Genomic DNA, 20,002 nt, shown 5'->3' with positions numbered 1-20,002 from the left:
GGGTAATATTTGACGCTTACATTTAAACTGACGAGAAAAATATGAGTTTAGTGTCATCCTTCTTCAAGTAACCTGCTCCGTTACTTCAATAGCTAAGTCTTTACTTCAATATTCAAGGCAATAATTCCTCTAATACAATCAATAAGGAGGAATTGATTTTGCAATTAACAAAAGCCTGGGAACTTTATGAATCGGATAAAAGGATTGAAGGATTTTCTTCACAGACATTAAAAGCGTATAGGCTCCAATCTAAGTTACTCGTCCAACACATAAACGATGTGAGTATTGAATCAATAACCACTGATCAGTTGAAAGGATATCTAGCAAAATCTAGTGAACATCTAAAACCATCAAGTTTAGCTCATCGAATTCGATTCATTAAATCGATATTTCGTTGGTCACACGAAGAAGGTCATATAACCAAAAATCCAGCTGCTAAAATTAAAGAACCTAAACAAGGGAAACGAATCCCAAAATTCTTAACAGAGAGGGAAATTGAGCATTTAAGGGAAGCGTGTTTAACTCCAATGGAAAAGGCATTATTTGAGTTTATGTTTTCCACAGGTTGTAGAATTGGTGAAATAGTTTCTCTGGAAAAGAATTGTATCAATTGGTCAAATCGCTCTGCCATTGTTCAGGGAAAGGGGGATAAAGAAAGGGAGGTCTATTTTAATATACGTTGTGAAATTTGGCTGAAACGATACTTAGATTTTCGTCAGGATAAAGACCCAGCCATTTTTGTAACTGAACGGCACCCGCATAAAATGAGTATTGGTCAGATGAGGTACATAATAAAACGAATATCAAGCCGTGCAGGGATCAATAAAGAAATCCACCCACACCAACTACGCCACAGCTATGCCACACACCTATTGAACAACGGTGCCCCTCTCGATGTCATTCAAAGTTTACTAGGACACGAAAAAAGCGAGACCACTAGGATTTATGCCCAGTTAAGTGGAAGCATTAGAAGAGAATTTTATAGAAAATATTTTTAGAAATTCTAGCAAAAGGCAATGGAAACTCCGCTGCCTTTTGCTCTATTGCACCCCGTTACTTGAATATCAACTACTATTTTTTCTTAAATTTATTGATTATATATCTTACTAAAAGAAAAGTACCGATTAACAAAATAAACCCTACAAAACTAATTGTGAAACTATCCTCTTTGAAAATAAATGGACTTAGCATTTCATTGTCAAACAAATAAGCAATTAAGTAATACACAAGGACAATAGCAATGAATAACGACATATCCAATTTTGTTATTCTTTTGTTTTTAACAGCCCAAATTAACCCTATTCCAAAAACAATGAAAAAAACCCACGCTCCAAAATTCATACCCCACCACCTCTCTTTTTAATAGAAATAACTTTATCTGATAATGTAGATTTAATATCATCCTTCTTGCACAAACCTGCACCGTTACTTCAATAAGAAAAATGCGTCTCCACTTATTGTAGAAACGCACCCGTTAACGGAACTAAAACGGCAGGCTTTGAAAAAGCGAAATGGTTATAACAAATGCCGATAAAGTTCCCGCAAAGAGTAAGGTTATCATTTTTCGCCAATTTATCTCTTTTGAAGGTTTTACAGCTTCTCGGGAAACCGCAATCCATACTGCAAAAGAAACTATGGCGACTATGGCAATAACTTCTTTAGACATATTTAACACCCCTTGATTTATATTTTGTTTAAATCTTTTAGTACAATCACTTTAACCAAATAATAACACAATAACTAAAACTTTAATTTTAAATTCCTGATTTTAATAACAAAAGAAACAGAACATCAATTGATAATCTTATTCAACTCTTCTGCAACGTTTGCTTAATAAGGAATTCACAAAAAAGGCGGTTAATCCTTCCTGGATCACACGCACCCGTTAGTTGATTAAGATTTAAATAATCCTTGCTCTTTCCATTGGTCGAAATACTTTTGGTAACCCATTTCCTCAGCAGTCATAGTGTATATCATATCTCCCAATTTAAAAGTATGAGTTCCTGACAAGGCTTCATAGGTCGGATTACCTTTTACATCCCCGAAAAGCGTTTCGAATGTATTCACATCCACTGAATGTGTTGTTCCGTTCTCATAGGTTTCAAGAAGAATGTAATCAACCTCCTCCTGAGCAAGTGCTGTCTGCCCCTTAAAAATCAAACCTGCTTCATTTAATGACAAATATAATTGATTCATATTCAACATCTACTCTCCCTGAAAAATTCATTACCCTATTGAAGTGAAACAAGAGAAGCTAACTAGGTTCTTGTGCTATTGCTACCCGTTACTTGAATAATAAATAACTAGAAATATAAGAAATATGAAAAAGAAATAAATAAAATGAAAGATACAATAAACCTAATCCAAGTCATTTTTTTGCTTATTCCTGATTTTTTTTCTAAATAATTAATATAGCTAATCGTTAATGCAAAGCCAAAAAATATCATTACATATCCGATATAATTATATTCTTTAGTCTGATACCTCACTGCGGATAAAGCAATGAGTATGGTTCCAATTGTACCCAAAATCATATTGAAATAAAGAGCCTGTTTATTTTCTTTCAAAACAATCCCTCCTTTAATGGTATTTTGCCAAAATAACCCAATAGTTTGTTGAACTATTCTGCCCCGTTAGCCATCCATGAAGCGCAAAAATCAGCGCTTCACCACAGAGAATGAAAATGGTCACTAACTGTCCATACTGATTCTACGGCTGGGAGAGGAAGGTCACTGAACTATGGTGCGTTAGAGCCCATCCGTTAGTCTGACTCCACCGACCACGGTGCACCACTGACTGTCGCTCCCTTACGGGAAGCACACATGGTAGATTAATCCTATTCTGGTTGTTGCACCAGCCTCTAATTATCATGTTCGCCGTAGAAAGGATGTTTTCAATGGATGTAGTCATTGAAAGAGCATGCGGTATGGATGTCCATAAGGACAATATTACTGCCTGTATTTTGACACCTGAAGGAAAGGAGATTCAAACGTTCTCTACTAAAACTGTGTTTCTATTAACGTTGGTTGACTGGATTAAACAACATAATTGTACCCATGTCGCCATGGAAAGCACGAGTGTTTATTGGAAGCCTATTGTGAATTTACTAGAAGCTGAGGATATCGAGTTTTTAGTGGTAAATGCCCAGCATATGAAGGCTGTCCCAGGACGAAAAACAGATGTGAAGGATGCAGAATGGATTGCCAAACTTCTTCGCCATGGACTACTTAAAGCCAGTTATATCCCTGACCGAAATCAACGTGAATTGCGTGAACTCGTTCGCTATCGCCGAAGTATCATTGAAGAACGCGCCAGACAACATAATCGAATCCAAAAAGTGTTAGAAGGCGCGAACATTAAGTTGGGATCTGTGGTTTCAGATGTGTTGGGTGTTTCAGCACGAGATATGCTTGATGCCATTGCCGATGGTGAAGAGGACCCTGAAAAACTAGCAAACTTCGCTCGACGCAGTATGAAGAAGAAGAAGGAAGAACTGGAACTCGCCTTAAAAGGCTATATCAATTCACATCAACGCCTCATGTTAAAAACCATTTTAGGTCATATTGATTTTCTTACTGAGCAAATCGAGATGCTTGATAAAGAAGTTGCGGACAGAGTCAGCTCTCATCAAGAAGATGTAGCACGACTGGATTCAATTCCTGGTATAGCAACCAGAATGGCTGAACAAATCCTATCTGAAATTGGTACTGATGTAAAGAAACAATTCCCTACTGCAGCTCATATGTGTTCTTGGGCAGGGCTAGTTCCTGGGCAAAATGAAAGCGCTGGAAAAAGAAAATCAGCCAAAACTAAAAAAGGAAATAAGTATTTAAGATCTGCTTTAACAGAAGCAGCTCATTCAGTAAGGGGATCCAAAAACTATCTTGGCGCACTGTATAGACGTACAGCATCCCGAAAGGGTAAGAAACGTGCTGGTATTGTAGTCGCTCACGCAATGTTACGTATCTCTTATTATCTCTTAACCCGAAAAGAAATGTATGTAGACTTAGGCGAAGACTACTTTGATAAGCAGAGACAACAATCTATCGTTCGGCATTCACTGAGACGACTCGAAAGTTTAGGATACACCGTTACGTTAGAAGAACCTAAAGCTTCCTAATCCAGTTCACTTTATCACCATAGATCCATGATATTGGCGCTCTCCCCTTTTTTAAAAAACGAATGAGCTGCGTCTTCTTCAGTATTGCCTTTTTCACTTTATTACAGAAGTTAATTTTCATGGTAGTTCAACAAGAAAAAAATGACCGCCACAGCGATCATCATCCTGAACAAAAGCACATGTTAGTTAAATAAGAAAAGGGACGCTTATTCCACAATCGCGCCCGATTGTGGAATATCATTGCACATTATTAGCTGAATTGCCAAAATGGCCATATATATCACGAATTGTTGCTGCTCCCCTTATACAGAATAGGTTTCTTGGCAGTTGGTCGTAAGGAGTCAAAAACCTGTTTAACATCGAAAAATTGATATAATATTTTGTTTTCTCCGTTTAATGCTTCACGCATCCGTAAACCATCTACATTAATACGAGCTTGTCGGAAGTAATCTGGACCTAATTGGGACCAGTAAGCCTTTGATGCGTCCACATTGGCATAGTAATTAAAGCCCTGGCTTTTCAAATAGTGATATTTATCATTGGAATACTGTTTCCAGCCTCCAATATCACTACCGAAAGCGAAAATAATCGTGTCTGTTGGTCCGACAATTGGTTCCACCTCTTTTTTCCATTTAGATGTATCTTTTTTTAAGAGATCCAAAGATACTTCCTGTGCATTAAGATGTCCCCAAGTATGAGAGGCAAACCTCCATCCCTCTTTTTTCAGCGCATTAGCTACTTTTTTCGCTTGCTGCTGATCCTTTTTGAAATTTGGATCAGGCTCATCACTATTTGGACCATAGCCACTCTCTGAGGTTCGATATCCTAGTACTCCGTTATATCCGGTTAACGAAATGATCCCTTTGGCTCCCTTGTAAGAGAAATCCGGATGTTTTTTAACAAAGTTATCTACGATAGGAACTAGATCATAAGCTCCTTGTACGGCTTTCCCCTTCTCATTTACATAGGTATTTGTGACATTTCCATTGGCATCAAGTGTTAAGTTTTTAGCAAATCCATCATTTTTCATGTATTCATAATAGCTAACATCATCCTGCGACAATATCATTGGTTTTTTACCAGGCGGCAATTTAATGTCCTGATAAACCATTTTCCCCTTTTTATCGAGTTTTGCAATGTCCTGAAGATTCAAAAGGACATATCCTCTCTCGTATAATTGATTTATAATTTTTTTAAATTCATTGATAGTCACCATGTAATCTTCATAACCTTGAGTCATATTATCTCCATCAAATGCCTTGGATGGATCGACAATTAATGAGTGAAAAAATAAATGAGAGATCTGGCTATTGTCTGGCCATGTCACAAGATTTTTCATTTGTCTTTCGTATGTATCAATGGCACTTAGAATGTCTACATCCTTAGAAATATCTGATTGTTTTAATAGAGTTATAGATTTTTGGTAATCATATTGTTTAGCTGAAAACTTGGCCTGTGCTAACAGTTGTTCTTTTTGATTTTTCTCTTCCTGTATCTTGTTAGGCTTTGATTTTTTGTCATGGTGTTCCTTTTGGCTAGAATGAGAATGTATTTTCGCTATATTCGTTGTTGATGTATGATCCTGACAGCCTACCATAAAAACTATTATTAGCAAAATCGGTATCAGGGTAAAACATTTCTTCATTAAATCTACTCCTAGTATTGTAGTTTTCAGTGTACATCGCATAAACTCTTATAGGGATAGGTCAGGAAAGATTAACAACGTTATTAAACTGCCTAATTTCTCAGCATAAAATGAGAAATTAGGATTTTCATTGCTCCATTAAAGCGCCCTATAACGGAATAACTGATTAACTTCTATTAGCTGGTTTCGTATTATAAGGTTAACCACAAACCAATATGAATAATTAATGTAAATAATTATTCATAAGACTATTGATTGAGTGATTTATTTCATTTATCTTAGGACTTTCTACTTTCGTATCGTTAATGCTATAGTTTCTTTTTAGTTGTATAATTCTTTCTATACTTTCATTTAATCTTTGTTCGGAAATTTCCCCATTTTGAACAGCCGTTTTTAAAGAGGAGATAATCTTTACAACATTATTATAGTCATGTCCTACTAAAATTATATCGCTTCCTGCCTTAACTGATTCAACGGCTGCTTTACCAGTATCAAAATGTTCTGTTATGGCTCCCATTGTCATATCGTCCGTCATGATTACTCCTGTAAAACCTAGTTGTTTTCTAAGAAGATCCGTCATGACAGCTTTTGACATAGTCCCTGGATTCGATTTATCTAATTGGGGCAATAAGATATGGGCGACCATCACAACATCTGCTCCTTGATTAATCGCACGTTCAAACGGAATTAACTCTAGTTCTTTAAGTTCCTTAAGGCTTTTATTGACAATTGGAAGGTCCAGATGGGAATCTACCGATGTATCTCCGTGACCAGGAAAATGCTTAATTGTCGTGATAACGTTCTGAGACTGTATCCCTTTCATCGTTTGAACCCCAAGTTTGCTTACTATTTCCGCATTGTTCCCAAATGATCGATCCCCGATTACTGGGTTATTCGGATTGCTGTTAATATCGAGAACAGGTGCAAAATCGAGATTTAAACCAAATTCTTTTAATTCTTGCCCTAATAGTGTGCCGACTTTATAAGAAAACTCGGGATTATTTACTTGTCCAATCTGTTTATTTGGAGGAAAGTTAACAAGTCCACCCGGCAATCTTGTCACACGTCCACCCTCTTGGTCAACACCTAGTAAAAGCGGCAGACTTGAACTATTTCCAGCTTTCAGTTGATTCACAAATTGAACGGCTTGTGCAGAGGTTTCAAAATTATTTTTGTAAAAAATAATTCCTCCGACATGGATTTGGCTTATTAATTTTTTTGCGCTTGCATCCATTGTAGTCCCAGAAACCCCAGCAAGAATCATCTGGCCAATTTTATCTTCTAAGCTCATTTTAGAAATCACCGCTGAAATGGATTGATTTCCTTGTTGATTCGGTTTTTCAACTTGTGGTTGTTGATTTGGTGTCTTTTCAATCTGTGTAAAGAGTGAGATATGGTCAACTTTAGGATTTGGCTCCTGTTCTGTTTTTACTGGTAAAACCCATAATAAATCTGTAGAAGTGTTTTCATGATAGACAAGGATTATTTGGTCATGCGTTGAATCTTTATAGTATCGAATGTCATCGGGTTCCCCACCCGTTTTTTTAATGTCATTTAAAGAGATATTTTGCAGTTCGGAATCATATGACCGTATATCATTTACAGTCTGATCGACATAGCCGATTGTAGCATGATGACTTTTGTATTCCTCATACCTGCCTTTAGCAGTTTCCGAAATATGGTCTGATTTTCCCCACTCTTGATTTACTTCCTTCCGTTCTGTTTTACCAGAAACAAAGGGAATATTCGGAACCTTACCTTCCTTAGATAAGGAAAACGTTTCCTCTACTAATTTCTCAAGATTTGAATTCCGCTCATTCTTCGAATCCACTGTATTTTTACCGGAAGGTTGAGTAATAATTGGACTTTCTTTACCTTGGGTATTCTGTTCACTACTATTTTCTTTGATTGCATAATAATAAACGCCAATGATTAAGGCTAAAATTAAAAGTGGAATCGTAAAAATAAGTAGTTTATTTCTAGAAGCCCTTCGTCTTTTCATATTACAATTCCCCTTTCTATCTTTTCTTTTCACTGGTTGTTGCAGTTGGTCCCCACATTTCCCATCCTTCTTATCGGTAATCAAACTTACAGGTTCTCCCGAGATGTTAAATTATAAAGTTTGCACCTTATTACCGAACTCGTTAGCAATAATCGATCCTTTTTTGCTTCATATTTTATCACCATTGTCTTCCCGGATCGTTTGACATATTATTAAAGGTCCCCTTAGGGTAAAGTACAGAGTAGTGGTCCATTACCGGGTCCGGATTGCTGTTTGAAGGCTTAGGAAATACTAACAAAATCTTGTATTCCGAATTTGCAACATACCCAATAATTTCCTCGCCATTACTTTCCACATCATATGCCGGAGTTCCAAATACTTTCTTTACCATAGAAAGTGATAATTCATTTAATTTCTTATCAAAGGATCTCGCCTCAAAAATCTGTGACCCTTTGTTGAAACCAAATACCACATTGTATTTTGAAAAGACAGCATAATTTCCTTTAGCATTAGGTACCCAATCAACCTTATCCGGGTTTCCTAGCTTTTTCTCTATGTCTTCTATAACAGTAGTTTTAACCGGAAACTCTGAGTTGATGATTTTACCCTGCTTTGCCAATTTCATGATACTTGAAAGAAGCTCTCTTTGAGTGTCCCCATTAGATGATGAAGCAGAGGTATTGTTATTCGATGCTGAAGCTTTACTTGTTATGCCTTGCGTTGTATTACTTTGTGTTGCTTGACTTGTTTTGTCTTGCGTTGTATTACTTTGTGTTGCTTGACTTGTTTTGTCTTGCGTTTTATTTCTTTGTGATGCTTCTTCTTGAGTTGCTTTTTCCACTGACAGAGTTGACCTATTTGTATCACTGTTTTCATTTGGGCTAACATCTGAACTGCCAGGTTTAATGGTGCTTGAACATCCTACCATAATTGTAAGAGATAGAGCTAATACTGCACATATTGCCGAACTTTTTTTAAATTGTGTAATCATAACAATTCTCCGTTTATTGTATTTACTTGCATATCCTAATGTCCCAGTAGTACTCCTTTTTTCTGAGAATAATCTAAGCATATTGATTATTGTCTGACCATATTTTTTTACTTCTTCTGTCTTTAAAGTGCTGATGACAGTCGCATCACAAGCCACTTCACAGTCTTGTTTTACCTGATTAAGTGAATACCAGATTAAGGGGTTGAACCAATAGATTGCTTTAACAATCATAAGTAAGGTGTTTACCACTAAATCCTTGTTCTTAATATGAGTTAATTCATGGCTTAACACAAACCTAAACTCTTCCAGGGTTAATTTGCCTATAAGCTCCTCTGGAATAATAATTTTAGGACGGATCATCCCGTAAACTGCTGGTGATTTCGAATAATTACTATAAATAATTTTTATCTTTGAATTAACTTTAAGCTTTGATTTTTCTGCTTCTAAAATTTCAATTAAGTCTTCTCTTTCACAGACTGAACACTTTTTCAATTTAGCCCTCATCAAGGTATTTACGCATAAAATATAGAGTAAAATCGATGAAACACCAATTATCCACAGCACCGCTACAGTTTCATAATTAAAAATAGCGCCCATAATACCTGGATCAGCTAATGCGTTACTATCTTCAATAGACGGTGTATTTTCGGTTGTGATCGTACTGTTTGTTATTATGTTAGGAACATATTGATCTGCTATAAAATGAGGATCAAGTTCCTTCTGATCAATTCTAATAAAATTCATAAAGCTTATATGACTTTGAATGTCTATTGGGAGTATTAGCCTAAGTACAAGCAAAATCCAAATATAATAATGAAGCTTTGCACTAAGCCTTTGTCTAAAAATCGCCTTTACGGCAAGTATGCCCAATGCTAGAATACTACCCATAAGTGACAGTAATAAGACTTCTTTAAATACTGCAGATAAAACCATGTCCCATTCCCTGCCTTTTAATCGTTATTTTTTTTATGAAGCAACCTTTCCAGTTCTTCTATTTCCTTCTCAGAAATCTTCTCTTCTTTTATAAAATTGGCGAGCATAAGGTGGATAGAACCATCGTATACCTTTTGAATAAACGACCTTGTTTCTTCCAGTACACAGTCTCTTTTATCTACCAAAGGATAATACTCATAAAGAGGCATCTCCTTTTTTACACCTATAGCACCTTTCTTTACCAGTCTACTTATTAATGAATGAATTGTTTTGGGACTCCATTTCTTATTAGAACTTACAGCCTCTACTATCTTCGCAGAAGTTAATGGAGATGGAGTTTCTTCCCATAGCACCTTCATTACAATCCACTCTGCATCAGATATATTGCACTCTGCTTTCTTCATCTTTGCCCTCCATCCTACAAGTGTAATCTGCAATAAAGACTACACTTGTAGGATGGAGTTGTCAACGTCCTTTTTTCCCCAAATTGAATAACAGGAAGGAAAAATGAGTAATAAAGTACATTTTCAAAACAAAAAAAAGGCATAGGCTCCAATTACTCTACCTATGTCTTCCTTCTCATTTAACATTTGCCGTAAACGTTCATGAACTGACTTTTTTATTAAGGCAGTGCAACTGCACCACATTTCTCAATCTTTCTAATTTGGTCTCTCGTTTTGTGCTTAGTTAAGCATTATCTGTTATCGGATTTTAACCTATCAATATATTCTTTTCCTTCTAACAGTGAAAGACCTAAAGTTTCTCTGGCTTTTTTAATTGCTTTTATGTCTTCGCCCTCTTTTATTAGCTTACGTAGTTCATCATTTATTGGATTTTCAGGTAGTCCCGATTGTTGGGTTAATTGGTCTAAGGTGTATTGCATTCTTTTTATACTACCTTCTAATTTATCCACCTTAGCCAATAATTTTATTATAAAAAGAAAAGCTATGATTATGAGAATGTATTCCACTTACCATGAAACCTCCAAACTATATTATTTACTTCTCTCTTTAATTAAGAAATATATCGAGATTAAAAATGCACAGATTGTAAGAAACCATGTTATAAAAAATGAAAGACCCAAACCAATATCCGCATCTTTATATTGAACTATTTTATGATTAATTACTCCATAAATAACAGGACTAGCGATAATTAAATAAATAAAGCATGCGAAGATAAAAGGCATTTTCCCTTTCTTATCAGTATTTTTAAAGTAAATAATAAAGGGAATTACCAATATAATTAGAGTATTTAGTAAAATAGTATTCAAGTACATGTTACATACACCTCCACTTAGTAGGTATGTAAACACCTATTTTGATATAAATGAAGGCACGCAATTTGATGCCTTCATTATTCATAATAAAATTTATTATATAGAATCTGATTCAGTAGCATTCAAAAATTGAATCAGTTCCGCGTTGAACTCCTCGGCGTGCGTCACATTAAACCCATGAGGACCACCTTTAATTACCACAAGCTGACTGTTCGGAATCCGTTCATGCGCCTTTTGCCCGCTGACTTCCAATGGAACGACGGCATCTGAATCACCGTGAATAACTAGTGTTGGTACGTTGAACTTATCTAAATCACCACGGAAGTCTGTTTTACTAAACGCTGCGATACAGTCAAGTGTGCCCTTTGGTGAAGCAAATGCTGCAATGTCACGATTGTATAATCGGAATTCTTCGCTCACTAGATCCGTTCTGTCCCCAGATGCGAAGAAGTTCGTCGTAAAGTTATCGAGGAATGCAATTCGATCTGCCTTTACTCCATCTTGTAAGCCTCTAATTATTGCATCGTCAAATCCGCCGTCCGGATTATCCTCAGTTTTGTAAAGGTACGGAGGTACTGCCCCTGCTAGTACAGCTCTTGATACACGCTCTGTTCCGTAAGTACCGATATAACGAGCAACCTCGCCTCCACCCATCGAGAAGCCAACCAATGTTACATCACGAAGATCAAGATGCTCCAGTATTTTGTGTAGGTCTGCCGCAAACGTATCATATTCATGCCCATTCCATGGCTGTGAAGACTGCCCGAATCCACGACGATCATACGTAATGACTCGGTAACCAGCCTCAACTAATGCTGGTACTTGTTTTTCCTAAGATCTCCCACTAAGTGGCCAACCATGGATTAACACTACTGGTTTTCCAGATCCTACATCCTCAATGTGAAGCTCAATCGGTGCACCATTTTCAAATCCTACTGTAAGTTTACTCATTTTAAATTCCTCCATTATTTTTATTTTATATTTTGCAAAATTGTATTGTGCAAAACTTAATTTGTAAGTTCATCTTACCTTCATTTTATAATGTTGTCAACAATTAAATTTCGCAAAATACTTTTTATTATTCAGGAGGTATGTTAAATTATTAATAAGAGAAATACTAATCATTAGAGGTGCAACCATGGAGAATAACCCGCATAATCTTAACTTAAAGGATCACTTATGTTTCTCATTGTATGCCTGTTCGCGGGCTATCTTACGACTTTATCGCCCTTACCTAGATAAACTTCAGCTCACTTATCCTCAATATCTAGTCTTAGTTACCTTGTGGGAGAAGCCACAAAGAACAATTAAAGAGCTGGGTGAAGTGCTTAATCTTGATACAGGTACACTGACTCCGCTACTCAAACGTATGGAAGCTGCCGGTCTCATCGAGCGTCGTCGTGACACAGTGGACGAACGCGTCATGAACATTTTTATAACGCAAGCTGGTAAAGCCCTACAGGAAAAGGCATCGTGTGTCCCACAATCCTTATTCGACGCTGCTGGCATGAATAAAAAGGAATTGGATGAAATAAACGAAACAATCAAGCGCCTGTTACATCAGCTGAATAAAATCTCTGAGAAATAGAGGCAATAGAAAAAATCCACTCTAATAGCTAAGAGTGGATTTTTTTCTATGTACGATGTAATAACTATTTCGATACCATTATTATCGAAATCCTTGTTGATTAAAACGCTCATTAGTTGCGAGGAAAAGAGACGTTTATTCTAGAATTGCGCCCGATTGCTGAAGAACCATTTTCACTAAAGCCCCCAGTTAGTTCAATAACAAAAAAGGAATTGCAGTCACAATCCCTTTTCTAAAAACTCCTTATTCCCCCGAAAATAACCTTTATATTATAAATACTCATTACTCACAGTGCTTCGTAATAATTAGGTATCTTAATCATTTTATTCTTAAAATCAATCTTCGGAGTTAATCCAGATGAGGTTTTTTTTAGTTCGATTACCTCTACATCGGTAATGCTAAAACGAGCTATATATTCATCATTATTATTAATAATTACAAATTCATCTTTGTTTTTAAATAAAGCAAAATTGAATTGCATTATGAGTTTCCAATTGTGAACTAAATTGTATTTTTCTAAAGGGATGATTTGTTCTTCCACCATTTTTTCTTCAATTGGCTTTTGTTTTTGTTTATTATCATTCCCCACCAATACTTCTTCTCCTCTCTTTTCTACTCATTTAGATAACTTATGAATGGTTTTGTCTCCGAGTGTGGATGTTTGTCCCAAAAGTAAAAAAAGAGTCTTTAAATAGCTCTGAAAAAGTGTTAGCATGTATTGCAGACACTTTTTTATTAATAATCATTGTGATACCCCCTTAATGTTCCACTATCCAGCCCATTTAGTTGAACACGAATTATTTAGATTTAAAGTAAATTATCTCAGGGTCTCCTTCATCTAAGTTTTCAATAAATCCACTTTGAGTAAATCCATTTGCATTAAAAACTTCTTGCATTCTTTGATTTGATTTATTGGTTGAAGAGAAAATTTTCTTTGTTGGCGAAATGTTTATAAAATACTCAATTAGCGATGTAGCGTATCCTTTTCGTCTTTCAGTTGGTCTAACAATTATCAGTGAAATGAAGCTACAATCAAAGAAATGAGTATCAAATATTAAAAAACCAATGATAAGATTCTTATCATTAGCAACTATACATCTCCCATCTTCAGTGGCTTTCCTAATGTATTCCCATCTACTTTTGTTACCGATTATTTCTTCATCAATCCTCACTATATTATCTAAATCAATTAATTGAGCCTTTTTTAGGGATTTCAAAATGTAGTCTCCTTATCTTTTTAGATTACTAAATTCGCTAATCAATAAAACAAACCTTTCTTACACCAACCTCCCGTTACTTGAATAAGAAAAGGAGTTGCAACAACTTTCTGTAAGCTCTTTACCTGTTAGTAGTTCATCATGTTACTAATTAACTTTTTTAAAAGTGAAAAGGATTAAAAATTTTTTTTAGAGGCATTCTATATTTTGTGTAGCTAACTTTTTATTAATATATTTAATCGAGGTGGATTAATAATGCCCAATGAAAACACAGACTCACCAAATACAATTAAATATAGTATATGGAATACACGAACTGACGAACATAGACCTGCTATCAAAGATAAATTCGCTGAATCAATTGACAAACCTATCCTTGAATCAAAAACAACAGACAATCGAGACTAACTAGTTAAAAAGCAACCTAAGGTTACTTTCTTTAATGATAATATCTTATCGATTTTTAGTTGTTATATATCTAAAAGTAAAGCACCCTTTAGTTGAAAAAGGAGGATTGGATTTTTTCTTGATTTTCTTATTAGCCTTTTGATACTCTTTTATCACCCTAACAAAGCCATTAATGAAATGTAGATTGTTTGGCAATTTAAGGTCTGATAATAAACTATAGGTGTAGTGCCTTCTCTTACGTTCATTTGATAGGCTAAAGAAAGACTCTATGCCTTTTATCTTATTAATATTAAGTCCTCAACTTTTTGGTAATCATTGTTGAAAAAAGGTTTATCCATTATATTTCCTGCCATCCTATCACTCCATAAATCCTCCTGATAATTGATAAGATATTTTTAATATCCTCCCACCTTGTAACAATTATTTGTCTACTGATATTACTCCTTTAAGGGCTTTGGAAAAGACCTTTTTTATATCTTCTCGCCCGTTACTTTATGAAAGAAAGGCGACCCTTCAATATTGAAGCATCGCACCCAGTTAGTTAAAGAAGGTCTATTAATTTTTATCTTTTTTATGTGCTAATTTCAATCTATTATAAAACTAAAATAATGACCTAATGGATAGGAAAATACATATTACCGAACAAGAATAGAAGAGTAAAGCTGTTTTAAAATTCCTCCTAAATTTAAAACCGTAAGCACAAAAAAAGATAGCCGCTGCTAATTTAGAACAACTTCGCAAATAAGCATGATTTGAAAAATTTGAAAAATTTGAACTGCTTAAAATAATTGAAGCAAGGAAAGTTATAGAAATTAGTATTTTGAACCACAAAGGTTCATTCAGAAGCACTTTAATCATAAGTTTTATCCGTTGCATAAGGAGACAACTCCCTTTCAATTAATATTTATTTAAACATATGTCGATATTCCACTAAGGGTTATAAAATAGAAACGAATAAAGGAAATAAATCTTATTAATGTTTTTGGCGAAGAGATTTTATAATTTCAAAATATTGTGTATCTCCTAACCCATAATGTTTAAATTTTTTAAGTAATGCTAACATAAGTTCTTCTTCTGGAACATCTTTATACTTGTAAATATACATCATAAGATCACTGTCTTTTTTAAGGTAATTCAAATACAGCTCAACCCCCTTTTTTAAAGGATCTGGATAGGTATTTTCAGGCATCTTTTTATCAATCAACACTTGTTTGTAAATAGCATAATAACCCTTCGCTTTTAAGGTAAAATGACTCCTAGGTTTAAATTGATCACCGACTATATAAAGATCAATAGCATCTGTATGCTCTGCTTGGTCTAACCAAGCTAAAAGGGATAGTATATTGACAAAACATATCAGCATCAAACCATAAAGCTATATGAGTGAATTTTTCACTAAAGAGTGGCACCAATGGTTTTAGTATGGTTTCACTATATTGCACTGGAGTTACGTGATGGACCTTAGCACGTATTTCAGTAAACTCATTTGAAAATAGATCTTTATACGTTTTTCCATAACACATAGCCTCGTTAAAAGGGATCATCAATTCTTGTTCAAGAAAATTTGTCCTTTTAAAAAAATTATACATAGCTTGCCCATTTAGAATATGTAAAGTTCTTTTTCGAATCATCGTTTATACCCCCTGCTTCATTTAATCTAATTTACTAATTCCTATTATATTTCAAATTTCACACTGTTCCTGAAATAATTAAATATTGGAGTCACTCCTTATTAATCCTTTCCTTATAAAAGCCATTTGTTTAGAGAATTCGATAAAAATAGAATCAAAATCCGCACTAAATAACAGTGTAGAATAGCCATAGTACACTATTATTTAGTGCGAATTTGTTTACGACTTTAGAGACCAAAAGGTCCGCTGTTTTTACTTAGGCAGAGCAAGATTTAGTTTGCGATAAATGCAGCGAAGTGAAGTTAATGGAATAAAAATTTTCCAAAAATATGGAGGTGCTATGTTAAAATGTGGGTATAGATTGGATAAGAAAGGGGGATTCAAAATACGGACATACTTTTTCACCTATTCTAGAACCTAACCAAGAAGGAAAGTATACTCTTCACTACGATTTAGGTGTGAGTGAAGAAAATCCCCAGGTGCCGCTTCTTGTACCACCAAAAGAACAATTAAAGAAACTTAATGATAATGCTTTAGATGCCACTTTAATAGTATTGTTAGATGATAAAGAAATAGCTCGTTTTGATTTGAAAAATAATTAAATTCGAAACCATACAATTTTATAAGGTATAAATTACTATTAATACAAAACATCGGTGCTAAAACCGATGCTTTTGTGGTGCTAAATTAGATGCGATTTTTACTGTTTTTTTAACTTTTGTCCCCAAGAAGAGAAACCGTTAGCAGCCATCCCACTCTTTAACATAAGCACCCTTTAGTTTAATAAAGATTAAATAACAATATCGTACTCCATTCTTTTAGCCGTTGTTTGAGCTATCTCTGAACCTAATAAACGTTTGATGATATAAAAGACATATTGATACCTGCTGAAATTCCACCCGTTCCATATCGCTTAGTTAGCATATTTACCAGCCTTGTCTTATTCTCCATCCATGGCTGAGCCTCTCTCCTCGACCTTTTCTTATGAAAAATCCTTTTTATATTGGACAGCCAAGTAAATTCCACCAGCTAAAAATGCCAGCGTATATTTGAACAAGAAAAAGATGTTCCACATATAGTCTTTGGGAAAAATCACGTCACATAGAATAATTGCCCACAACATACAGTAACTGCTTTTCAAAAAGATTTTATTTGTCCGTTCATCGTCTTGCCCAATCTTCTTATAAAATAAATAGGCAAAAATCGCACTACCAATAAGCAGTAACCCACCAACTCCAATGAGAATATTCCAATTTCCCGAAGATTGTTCAGCCCAAGACTTTAAAGGGTAAAAAATTGCGTTAGGGATATCAGAGATAGACTTAATTTTCATTTTGATCATTTCCTTTCATATAAGTAAAAATATCGTTTACATCAACATTAAAAAATTTGGCAATTCGAAAAGCTAACAGCAGAGTTGGAACATAGTTTCCTTTTTCCATTACGAAGATGGTTTGTTTGGAAACCCCGACTTTCTCTGCTAATTCTTGCTGAGACATTCTGGCAAGTACACGATATTCATAAACCTTATTTGATATCGAATCACCAAAATCTTTCTTCATGACCATCACCTCTTGAATCAAATTATAAACTCACTTTTTACAAAAGTAAAGTAAACTTTTATAATAATATGAAATACCTTTATGCTTAATCAGATTACTTTGATTTAACAAGAGCCAGAATGCAGAAAGAACCTGACGAAATTCATGATTCCGTCAGGTTCAAATATCGATCTGGTGTAATTTATGGTTTTTGGTGGTGCATTTTATGATATTCAGGGGTGCAAAAAACAGTTAGAGTGGTGCAATCGGTTGATAATATTCATACAAACACAAATTTAATCAAGTATTACATGGAAATTTTCCCCTTCCGCCAAATTTATCCCCTGCATTTCATTATTTTACGGGCAAGAAGGGACTGCTACGGCACCCGTTGCAAATCAATTGTGGCGTATCAATACTGTTAAGTTATGAACCTGATTTAAATAAAGAACGGTTCGTCTATCATTACAATCAACAAAAAAGACCACCTTTCCTTAGGTGGGATCCATTACACAGTACCTAAAATACATTTAACCTTAACTCGAAATCAAAATGTAATTATTCTGTCACCATAATACAGTTGATGTTAAGAATATGAAAGTATAAACTTTACTTACTATTTAGGAGTGATTAAGCTGAAAACAGTAACTGTGGATAAACTACAATTCAAGAAAAAATTATCTATGATTGAGCAATTTACACTTAAAGATTTCCTATTTAAATGGGTTGGTAGACCAACAGAAGGATTAGATGATTTTCTACCACTCGAGTACATAGAAAGTGTCTTTCCGAGGATGGAGGCAAAACAGGTAACAACCTTACTCATTAATGGGGATGAACATTTCAGATATGCGACAATAACAGAAGAAAATCAAATTGTTATAGGTGTTTTAGATTCGAATAAAGAGTTAAAACATAGAATCGTTTCTCTGGATGAGGTTTTAATAGGTAAGCACTTGTAAGGTGCTTACCTATTAACTTTTCTCTGCCCAATTTGTATACTTCCCCATAAAGTTTTTACTTAATTCTTCAGTTTAATTATTAAGGCCTCTTCACCATTCTCCTCCATTAGTTCTATAAGAGAAAGCCTTCAAGAAATAGCAGCTGGATCTTCAAGTATTGCACCCTTTACTTTAAGTCCATTACTTCACATATTTCTAATCTGTAAAGGTAAAAAAAGGTGATACCTTTTAAGGCATCACCCCTTAGAATATTAAACCTGAATAAACTAACGCTAAACCTTAAAGATTATTCTTGATTAATTGCACTTTCATCAATATAAGCAACTTCCCATAAATGACCGTCTAAATCCTGAAACCCCCATACATACATAAATCCATGATCTTGAGGCTCACTAAAAGATTTACCACCAGATGACAGTGCCTTTTTTACTATCTCATCCACTTGATCCCGACTTTCAGTTGAAAAGCTGAGAATTGCTTCGGCAGAAGTAGTAGTATCCACAATTTCCTTCTTACTAAATCCTTTGAATCGTTCTTCAATCATTATCATAGCCAAGATATTGTCACTGATGATCATACAAGATGTGGTCTCATCGGAGAATTGTGGGTTGAACTCAAAACCTATCTCCTTGAAAAAATTGGTGGACTTGTTCACGTCTTTTACTGATAAATTGATAAAGATATTTTTGGATGTGAATGCCACTTTTCATTACCTCCTGTGGAAATTACTGGCGAGAATGCTATTCCAATTAAGTTTTTCATTAAATGTAAATCTCATTTACTAATGGTTCATTTTTGCACACAGAACATTAGTTCTTAATATTAACACATATTTAATGTGTATGGAAACACCACATTAAAATATCTTGCCCTTTTATTTAATTAATAACCACATATTTCTTATAACATTTTTTCTTTAGTTTATTAAGCGTAAATCTTAATGCCTGAAAAAGCTCCTCCACAATCTGACCCGATAGTTGAACACAAGTTAAACAACACTCTTCAACAAATGAGGATAAAGCGTGCTACCTAAACATATAGTGAGTAAAACTACTTCAGCTGGGGAGTATATGTTTAGGATGGTGTGCGTTCATATTTAACATATTCCCTATTAATAAACGAGGAAGTGAATAGATGAATCACAGTGACGAACGCAATAACTTTGGTGGAAATGAAGAAGAAAGTGGCAGCAACCAAGCTGGGAGTAATGCTAATCAAGGTACCAGTGACTTTGGTGAAGCAGTTGGAACTTTTACTGATGCCGTTGCGGGTGCTATGATAGGTGCTCCATTTGGACTAATTGGTACTGTTATAGGCGGTGTTTCAGGCGGTGTTATTGGTAACCAGGTGGTGGAGACGGCTGAAGCAGATAACAATACAGCATCCAATAATCGTGATATGAGTAATAATATTAACCCTATAAATAAGTAGCTATTTTTCATAAGGATTCCAATCAATTTAACAAGGAAATGTAAATTCCCCTTTAACCTCAGATGTTGAAGAACTGCTGCATGGGTGGCTAACGGGTGAAATTTCTTGAGGAAGAACTCAATAATGGGTTCTTTTTCTTTTGATTTTATATGCACCAAGAACGTTTAACAATAAAACTCATGTTCTTCGCCTTACCTTCCCAGTTACTTGAAAAAGAAAAAGCGATCCTTCGTAATTGATGACAGATAGGTAAG

At 35.0% G+C, this 20,002-nt stretch carries 21 protein-coding genes and 2 pseudogenes; 6 read left to right on the top strand and 17 right to left on the bottom strand.

Going from position 1 to position 20,002, the window contains the following annotated elements:
• Positions 1–158: 158 nt before the first annotated feature.
• The gene (locus BABA_RS13160; RefSeq protein ID WP_007085681.1) at positions 159–998 is read left to right on the top strand and encodes a tyrosine-type recombinase/integrase; all 840 of its coding nucleotides are present in this window, start codon (positions 159–161) and stop codon (positions 996–998) included.
• A gap of 73 nt (positions 999–1,071) precedes the next feature.
• Here the strand turns inward: BABA_RS13160 and BABA_RS13155 are convergent, their stop codons facing one another.
• The 4 genes from BABA_RS13155 to BABA_RS13140 form a co-directional block, all read right to left on the bottom strand.
• Positions 1,072–1,341: a hypothetical protein gene (locus BABA_RS13155; protein ID WP_007085680.1), complete on the bottom strand. Its 270-nt coding sequence runs from the start codon at positions 1,339–1,341 to the stop codon at positions 1,072–1,074.
• Positions 1,342–1,483: 142 nt separating this feature from the next.
• Positions 1,484–1,666, bottom strand: coding sequence for a hypothetical protein (locus tag BABA_RS13150; protein WP_007085679.1), 183 nt, complete (start codon positions 1,664–1,666; stop codon positions 1,484–1,486).
• Positions 1,667–1,893: 227 nt separating this feature from the next.
• Positions 1,894–2,205 carry a hypothetical protein gene (locus tag BABA_RS13145; RefSeq protein ID WP_007085678.1) on the bottom strand — a complete coding sequence of 104 codons (312 nt, stop codon included), beginning with the start codon at positions 2,203–2,205 and terminating at the stop codon, positions 1,894–1,896.
• Positions 2,206–2,303: 98 nt separating this feature from the next.
• Complete coding sequence (locus BABA_RS13140) at positions 2,304–2,567, bottom strand: hypothetical protein (protein WP_007085677.1); 264 nt, start codon at positions 2,565–2,567, stop codon at positions 2,304–2,306.
• A gap of 329 nt (positions 2,568–2,896) precedes the next feature.
• Here BABA_RS13140 and BABA_RS13135 point away from each other — a divergent pair, with 329 nt between their 5' ends.
• Positions 2,897–4,120, top strand: a complete 1,224-nt coding sequence (locus BABA_RS13135; protein WP_007085676.1) for an IS110 family RNA-guided transposase — start codon at positions 2,897–2,899, stop codon at positions 4,118–4,120.
• 280 nt (positions 4,121–4,400) lie between these two features.
• On the opposite strand, the gene BABA_RS13130 is transcribed toward BABA_RS13135, so the two are convergent.
• From BABA_RS13130 to BABA_RS13100, 6 genes and pseudogenes are all read right to left on the bottom strand, one after another.
• Positions 4,401–5,765, bottom strand: coding sequence for a polysaccharide deacetylase family protein (locus BABA_RS13130; RefSeq protein ID WP_007085675.1), 1,365 nt, complete (start codon positions 5,763–5,765; stop codon positions 4,401–4,403).
• 223 nt (positions 5,766–5,988) lie between these two features.
• Positions 5,989–7,767, bottom strand: coding sequence for a beta-N-acetylhexosaminidase (nagZ, locus tag BABA_RS13125; RefSeq protein ID WP_040346354.1), 1,779 nt, complete (start codon positions 7,765–7,767; stop codon positions 5,989–5,991).
• A 178-nt stretch (positions 7,768–7,945) separates the two neighbouring features.
• Positions 7,946–9,691, bottom strand: a complete 1,746-nt coding sequence (locus tag BABA_RS26050; protein WP_007085673.1) for a M56 family metallopeptidase — start codon at positions 9,689–9,691, stop codon at positions 7,946–7,948.
• Between the two features lie 17 nt (positions 9,692–9,708).
• Positions 9,709–10,095: a BlaI/MecI/CopY family transcriptional regulator gene (locus BABA_RS13115; protein ID WP_007085672.1), complete on the bottom strand. Its 387-nt coding sequence runs from the start codon at positions 10,093–10,095 to the stop codon at positions 9,709–9,711.
• A 290-nt stretch (positions 10,096–10,385) separates the two neighbouring features.
• Positions 10,386–10,661, bottom strand: coding sequence for a hypothetical protein (locus BABA_RS13110; protein ID WP_007085671.1), 276 nt, complete (start codon positions 10,659–10,661; stop codon positions 10,386–10,388).
• A 405-nt stretch (positions 10,662–11,066) separates the two neighbouring features.
• Positions 11,067–11,921, bottom strand: a pseudogene (locus tag BABA_RS13100) (alpha/beta fold hydrolase).
• 187 nt (positions 11,922–12,108) lie between these two features.
• Between BABA_RS13100 and BABA_RS13095 the strand changes: the two are divergent.
• The gene (locus BABA_RS13095) at positions 12,109–12,558 is read left to right on the top strand and encodes a MarR family winged helix-turn-helix transcriptional regulator (RefSeq protein ID WP_007085669.1); all 450 of its coding nucleotides are present in this window, start codon (positions 12,109–12,111) and stop codon (positions 12,556–12,558) included.
• A 286-nt stretch (positions 12,559–12,844) separates the two neighbouring features.
• Here the strand turns inward: BABA_RS13095 and BABA_RS13090 are convergent, their stop codons facing one another.
• The 3 genes from BABA_RS13090 to BABA_RS27325 all read right to left on the bottom strand — a co-directional run bounded on the left by BABA_RS13090 (position 12,845) and on the right by BABA_RS27325 (position 15,546).
• Positions 12,845–13,147 (bottom strand): hypothetical protein, encoded by a 303-nt coding sequence (locus tag BABA_RS13090; protein WP_007085668.1) that lies wholly within the window; start codon positions 13,145–13,147, stop codon positions 12,845–12,847.
• A gap of 208 nt (positions 13,148–13,355) precedes the next feature.
• On the bottom strand, positions 13,356–13,775 hold the full coding sequence (locus tag BABA_RS13085) for a GNAT family N-acetyltransferase (RefSeq protein ID WP_007085667.1): 420 nt from the start codon (positions 13,773–13,775) through the stop codon (positions 13,356–13,358).
• A gap of 1,381 nt (positions 13,776–15,156) precedes the next feature.
• Positions 15,157–15,546 carry a hypothetical protein gene (locus BABA_RS27325; RefSeq protein ID WP_157273180.1) on the bottom strand — a complete coding sequence of 130 codons (390 nt, stop codon included), beginning with the start codon at positions 15,544–15,546 and terminating at the stop codon, positions 15,157–15,159.
• A gap of 618 nt (positions 15,547–16,164) precedes the next feature.
• Between BABA_RS27325 and BABA_RS13070 the strand changes: the two genes are divergently transcribed.
• Positions 16,165–16,416, top strand: a complete 252-nt coding sequence (locus BABA_RS13070; protein ID WP_007085664.1) for a hypothetical protein — start codon at positions 16,165–16,167, stop codon at positions 16,414–16,416.
• Between the two features lie 188 nt (positions 16,417–16,604).
• Here BABA_RS13070 and BABA_RS28100 read toward each other — a convergent pair.
• The 3 genes and pseudogenes from BABA_RS28100 to BABA_RS13060 all read right to left on the bottom strand — a co-directional run.
• Positions 16,605–16,717 (bottom strand): annotated as a pseudogene (locus BABA_RS28100) (DJ-1/PfpI family protein); the annotation flags it as partial.
• A gap of 79 nt (positions 16,718–16,796) precedes the next feature.
• Positions 16,797–17,147, bottom strand: coding sequence for a hypothetical protein (locus tag BABA_RS13065; RefSeq protein WP_007085663.1), 351 nt, complete (start codon positions 17,145–17,147; stop codon positions 16,797–16,799).
• The gene (locus BABA_RS13060; RefSeq protein ID WP_007085662.1) at positions 17,137–17,376 is read right to left on the bottom strand and encodes a helix-turn-helix transcriptional regulator; all 240 of its coding nucleotides are present in this window, start codon (positions 17,374–17,376) and stop codon (positions 17,137–17,139) included. Before BABA_RS13060 ends, BABA_RS13065 begins: the two co-directional genes overlap by 11 nt.
• Positions 17,377–18,005: 629 nt before the next feature.
• Here BABA_RS13060 and BABA_RS13055 point away from each other — a divergent pair.
• Positions 18,006–18,317: a hypothetical protein gene (locus BABA_RS13055; protein WP_007085661.1), complete on the top strand. Its 312-nt coding sequence runs from the start codon at positions 18,006–18,008 to the stop codon at positions 18,315–18,317.
• Between the two features lie 286 nt (positions 18,318–18,603).
• Here BABA_RS13055 and BABA_RS13050 read toward each other — a convergent pair whose 3' ends face one another.
• The gene (locus tag BABA_RS13050; RefSeq protein WP_007085660.1) at positions 18,604–19,020 is read right to left on the bottom strand and encodes a VOC family protein; all 417 of its coding nucleotides are present in this window, start codon (positions 19,018–19,020) and stop codon (positions 18,604–18,606) included.
• Between the two features lie 431 nt (positions 19,021–19,451).
• Here BABA_RS13050 and BABA_RS13045 point away from each other — a divergent pair, with 431 nt between their 5' ends.
• Positions 19,452–19,748 (top strand): hypothetical protein, encoded by a 297-nt coding sequence (locus tag BABA_RS13045; RefSeq protein WP_007085659.1) that lies wholly within the window; start codon positions 19,452–19,454, stop codon positions 19,746–19,748.
• The last annotated feature ends 254 nt before the right edge of the window (positions 19,749–20,002 follow it).

Origin of the sequence: Neobacillus bataviensis LMG 21833 (assembly GCF_000307875.1) — a bacterium.
Taxonomy (GTDB): domain Bacteria; phylum Bacillota; class Bacilli; order Bacillales; family Cytobacillaceae; genus Neobacillus; species Neobacillus bataviensis.
Note: the sequence above shows the minus strand (reverse complement) of the source record. Positions and strands in the feature narration are given on the sequence as shown.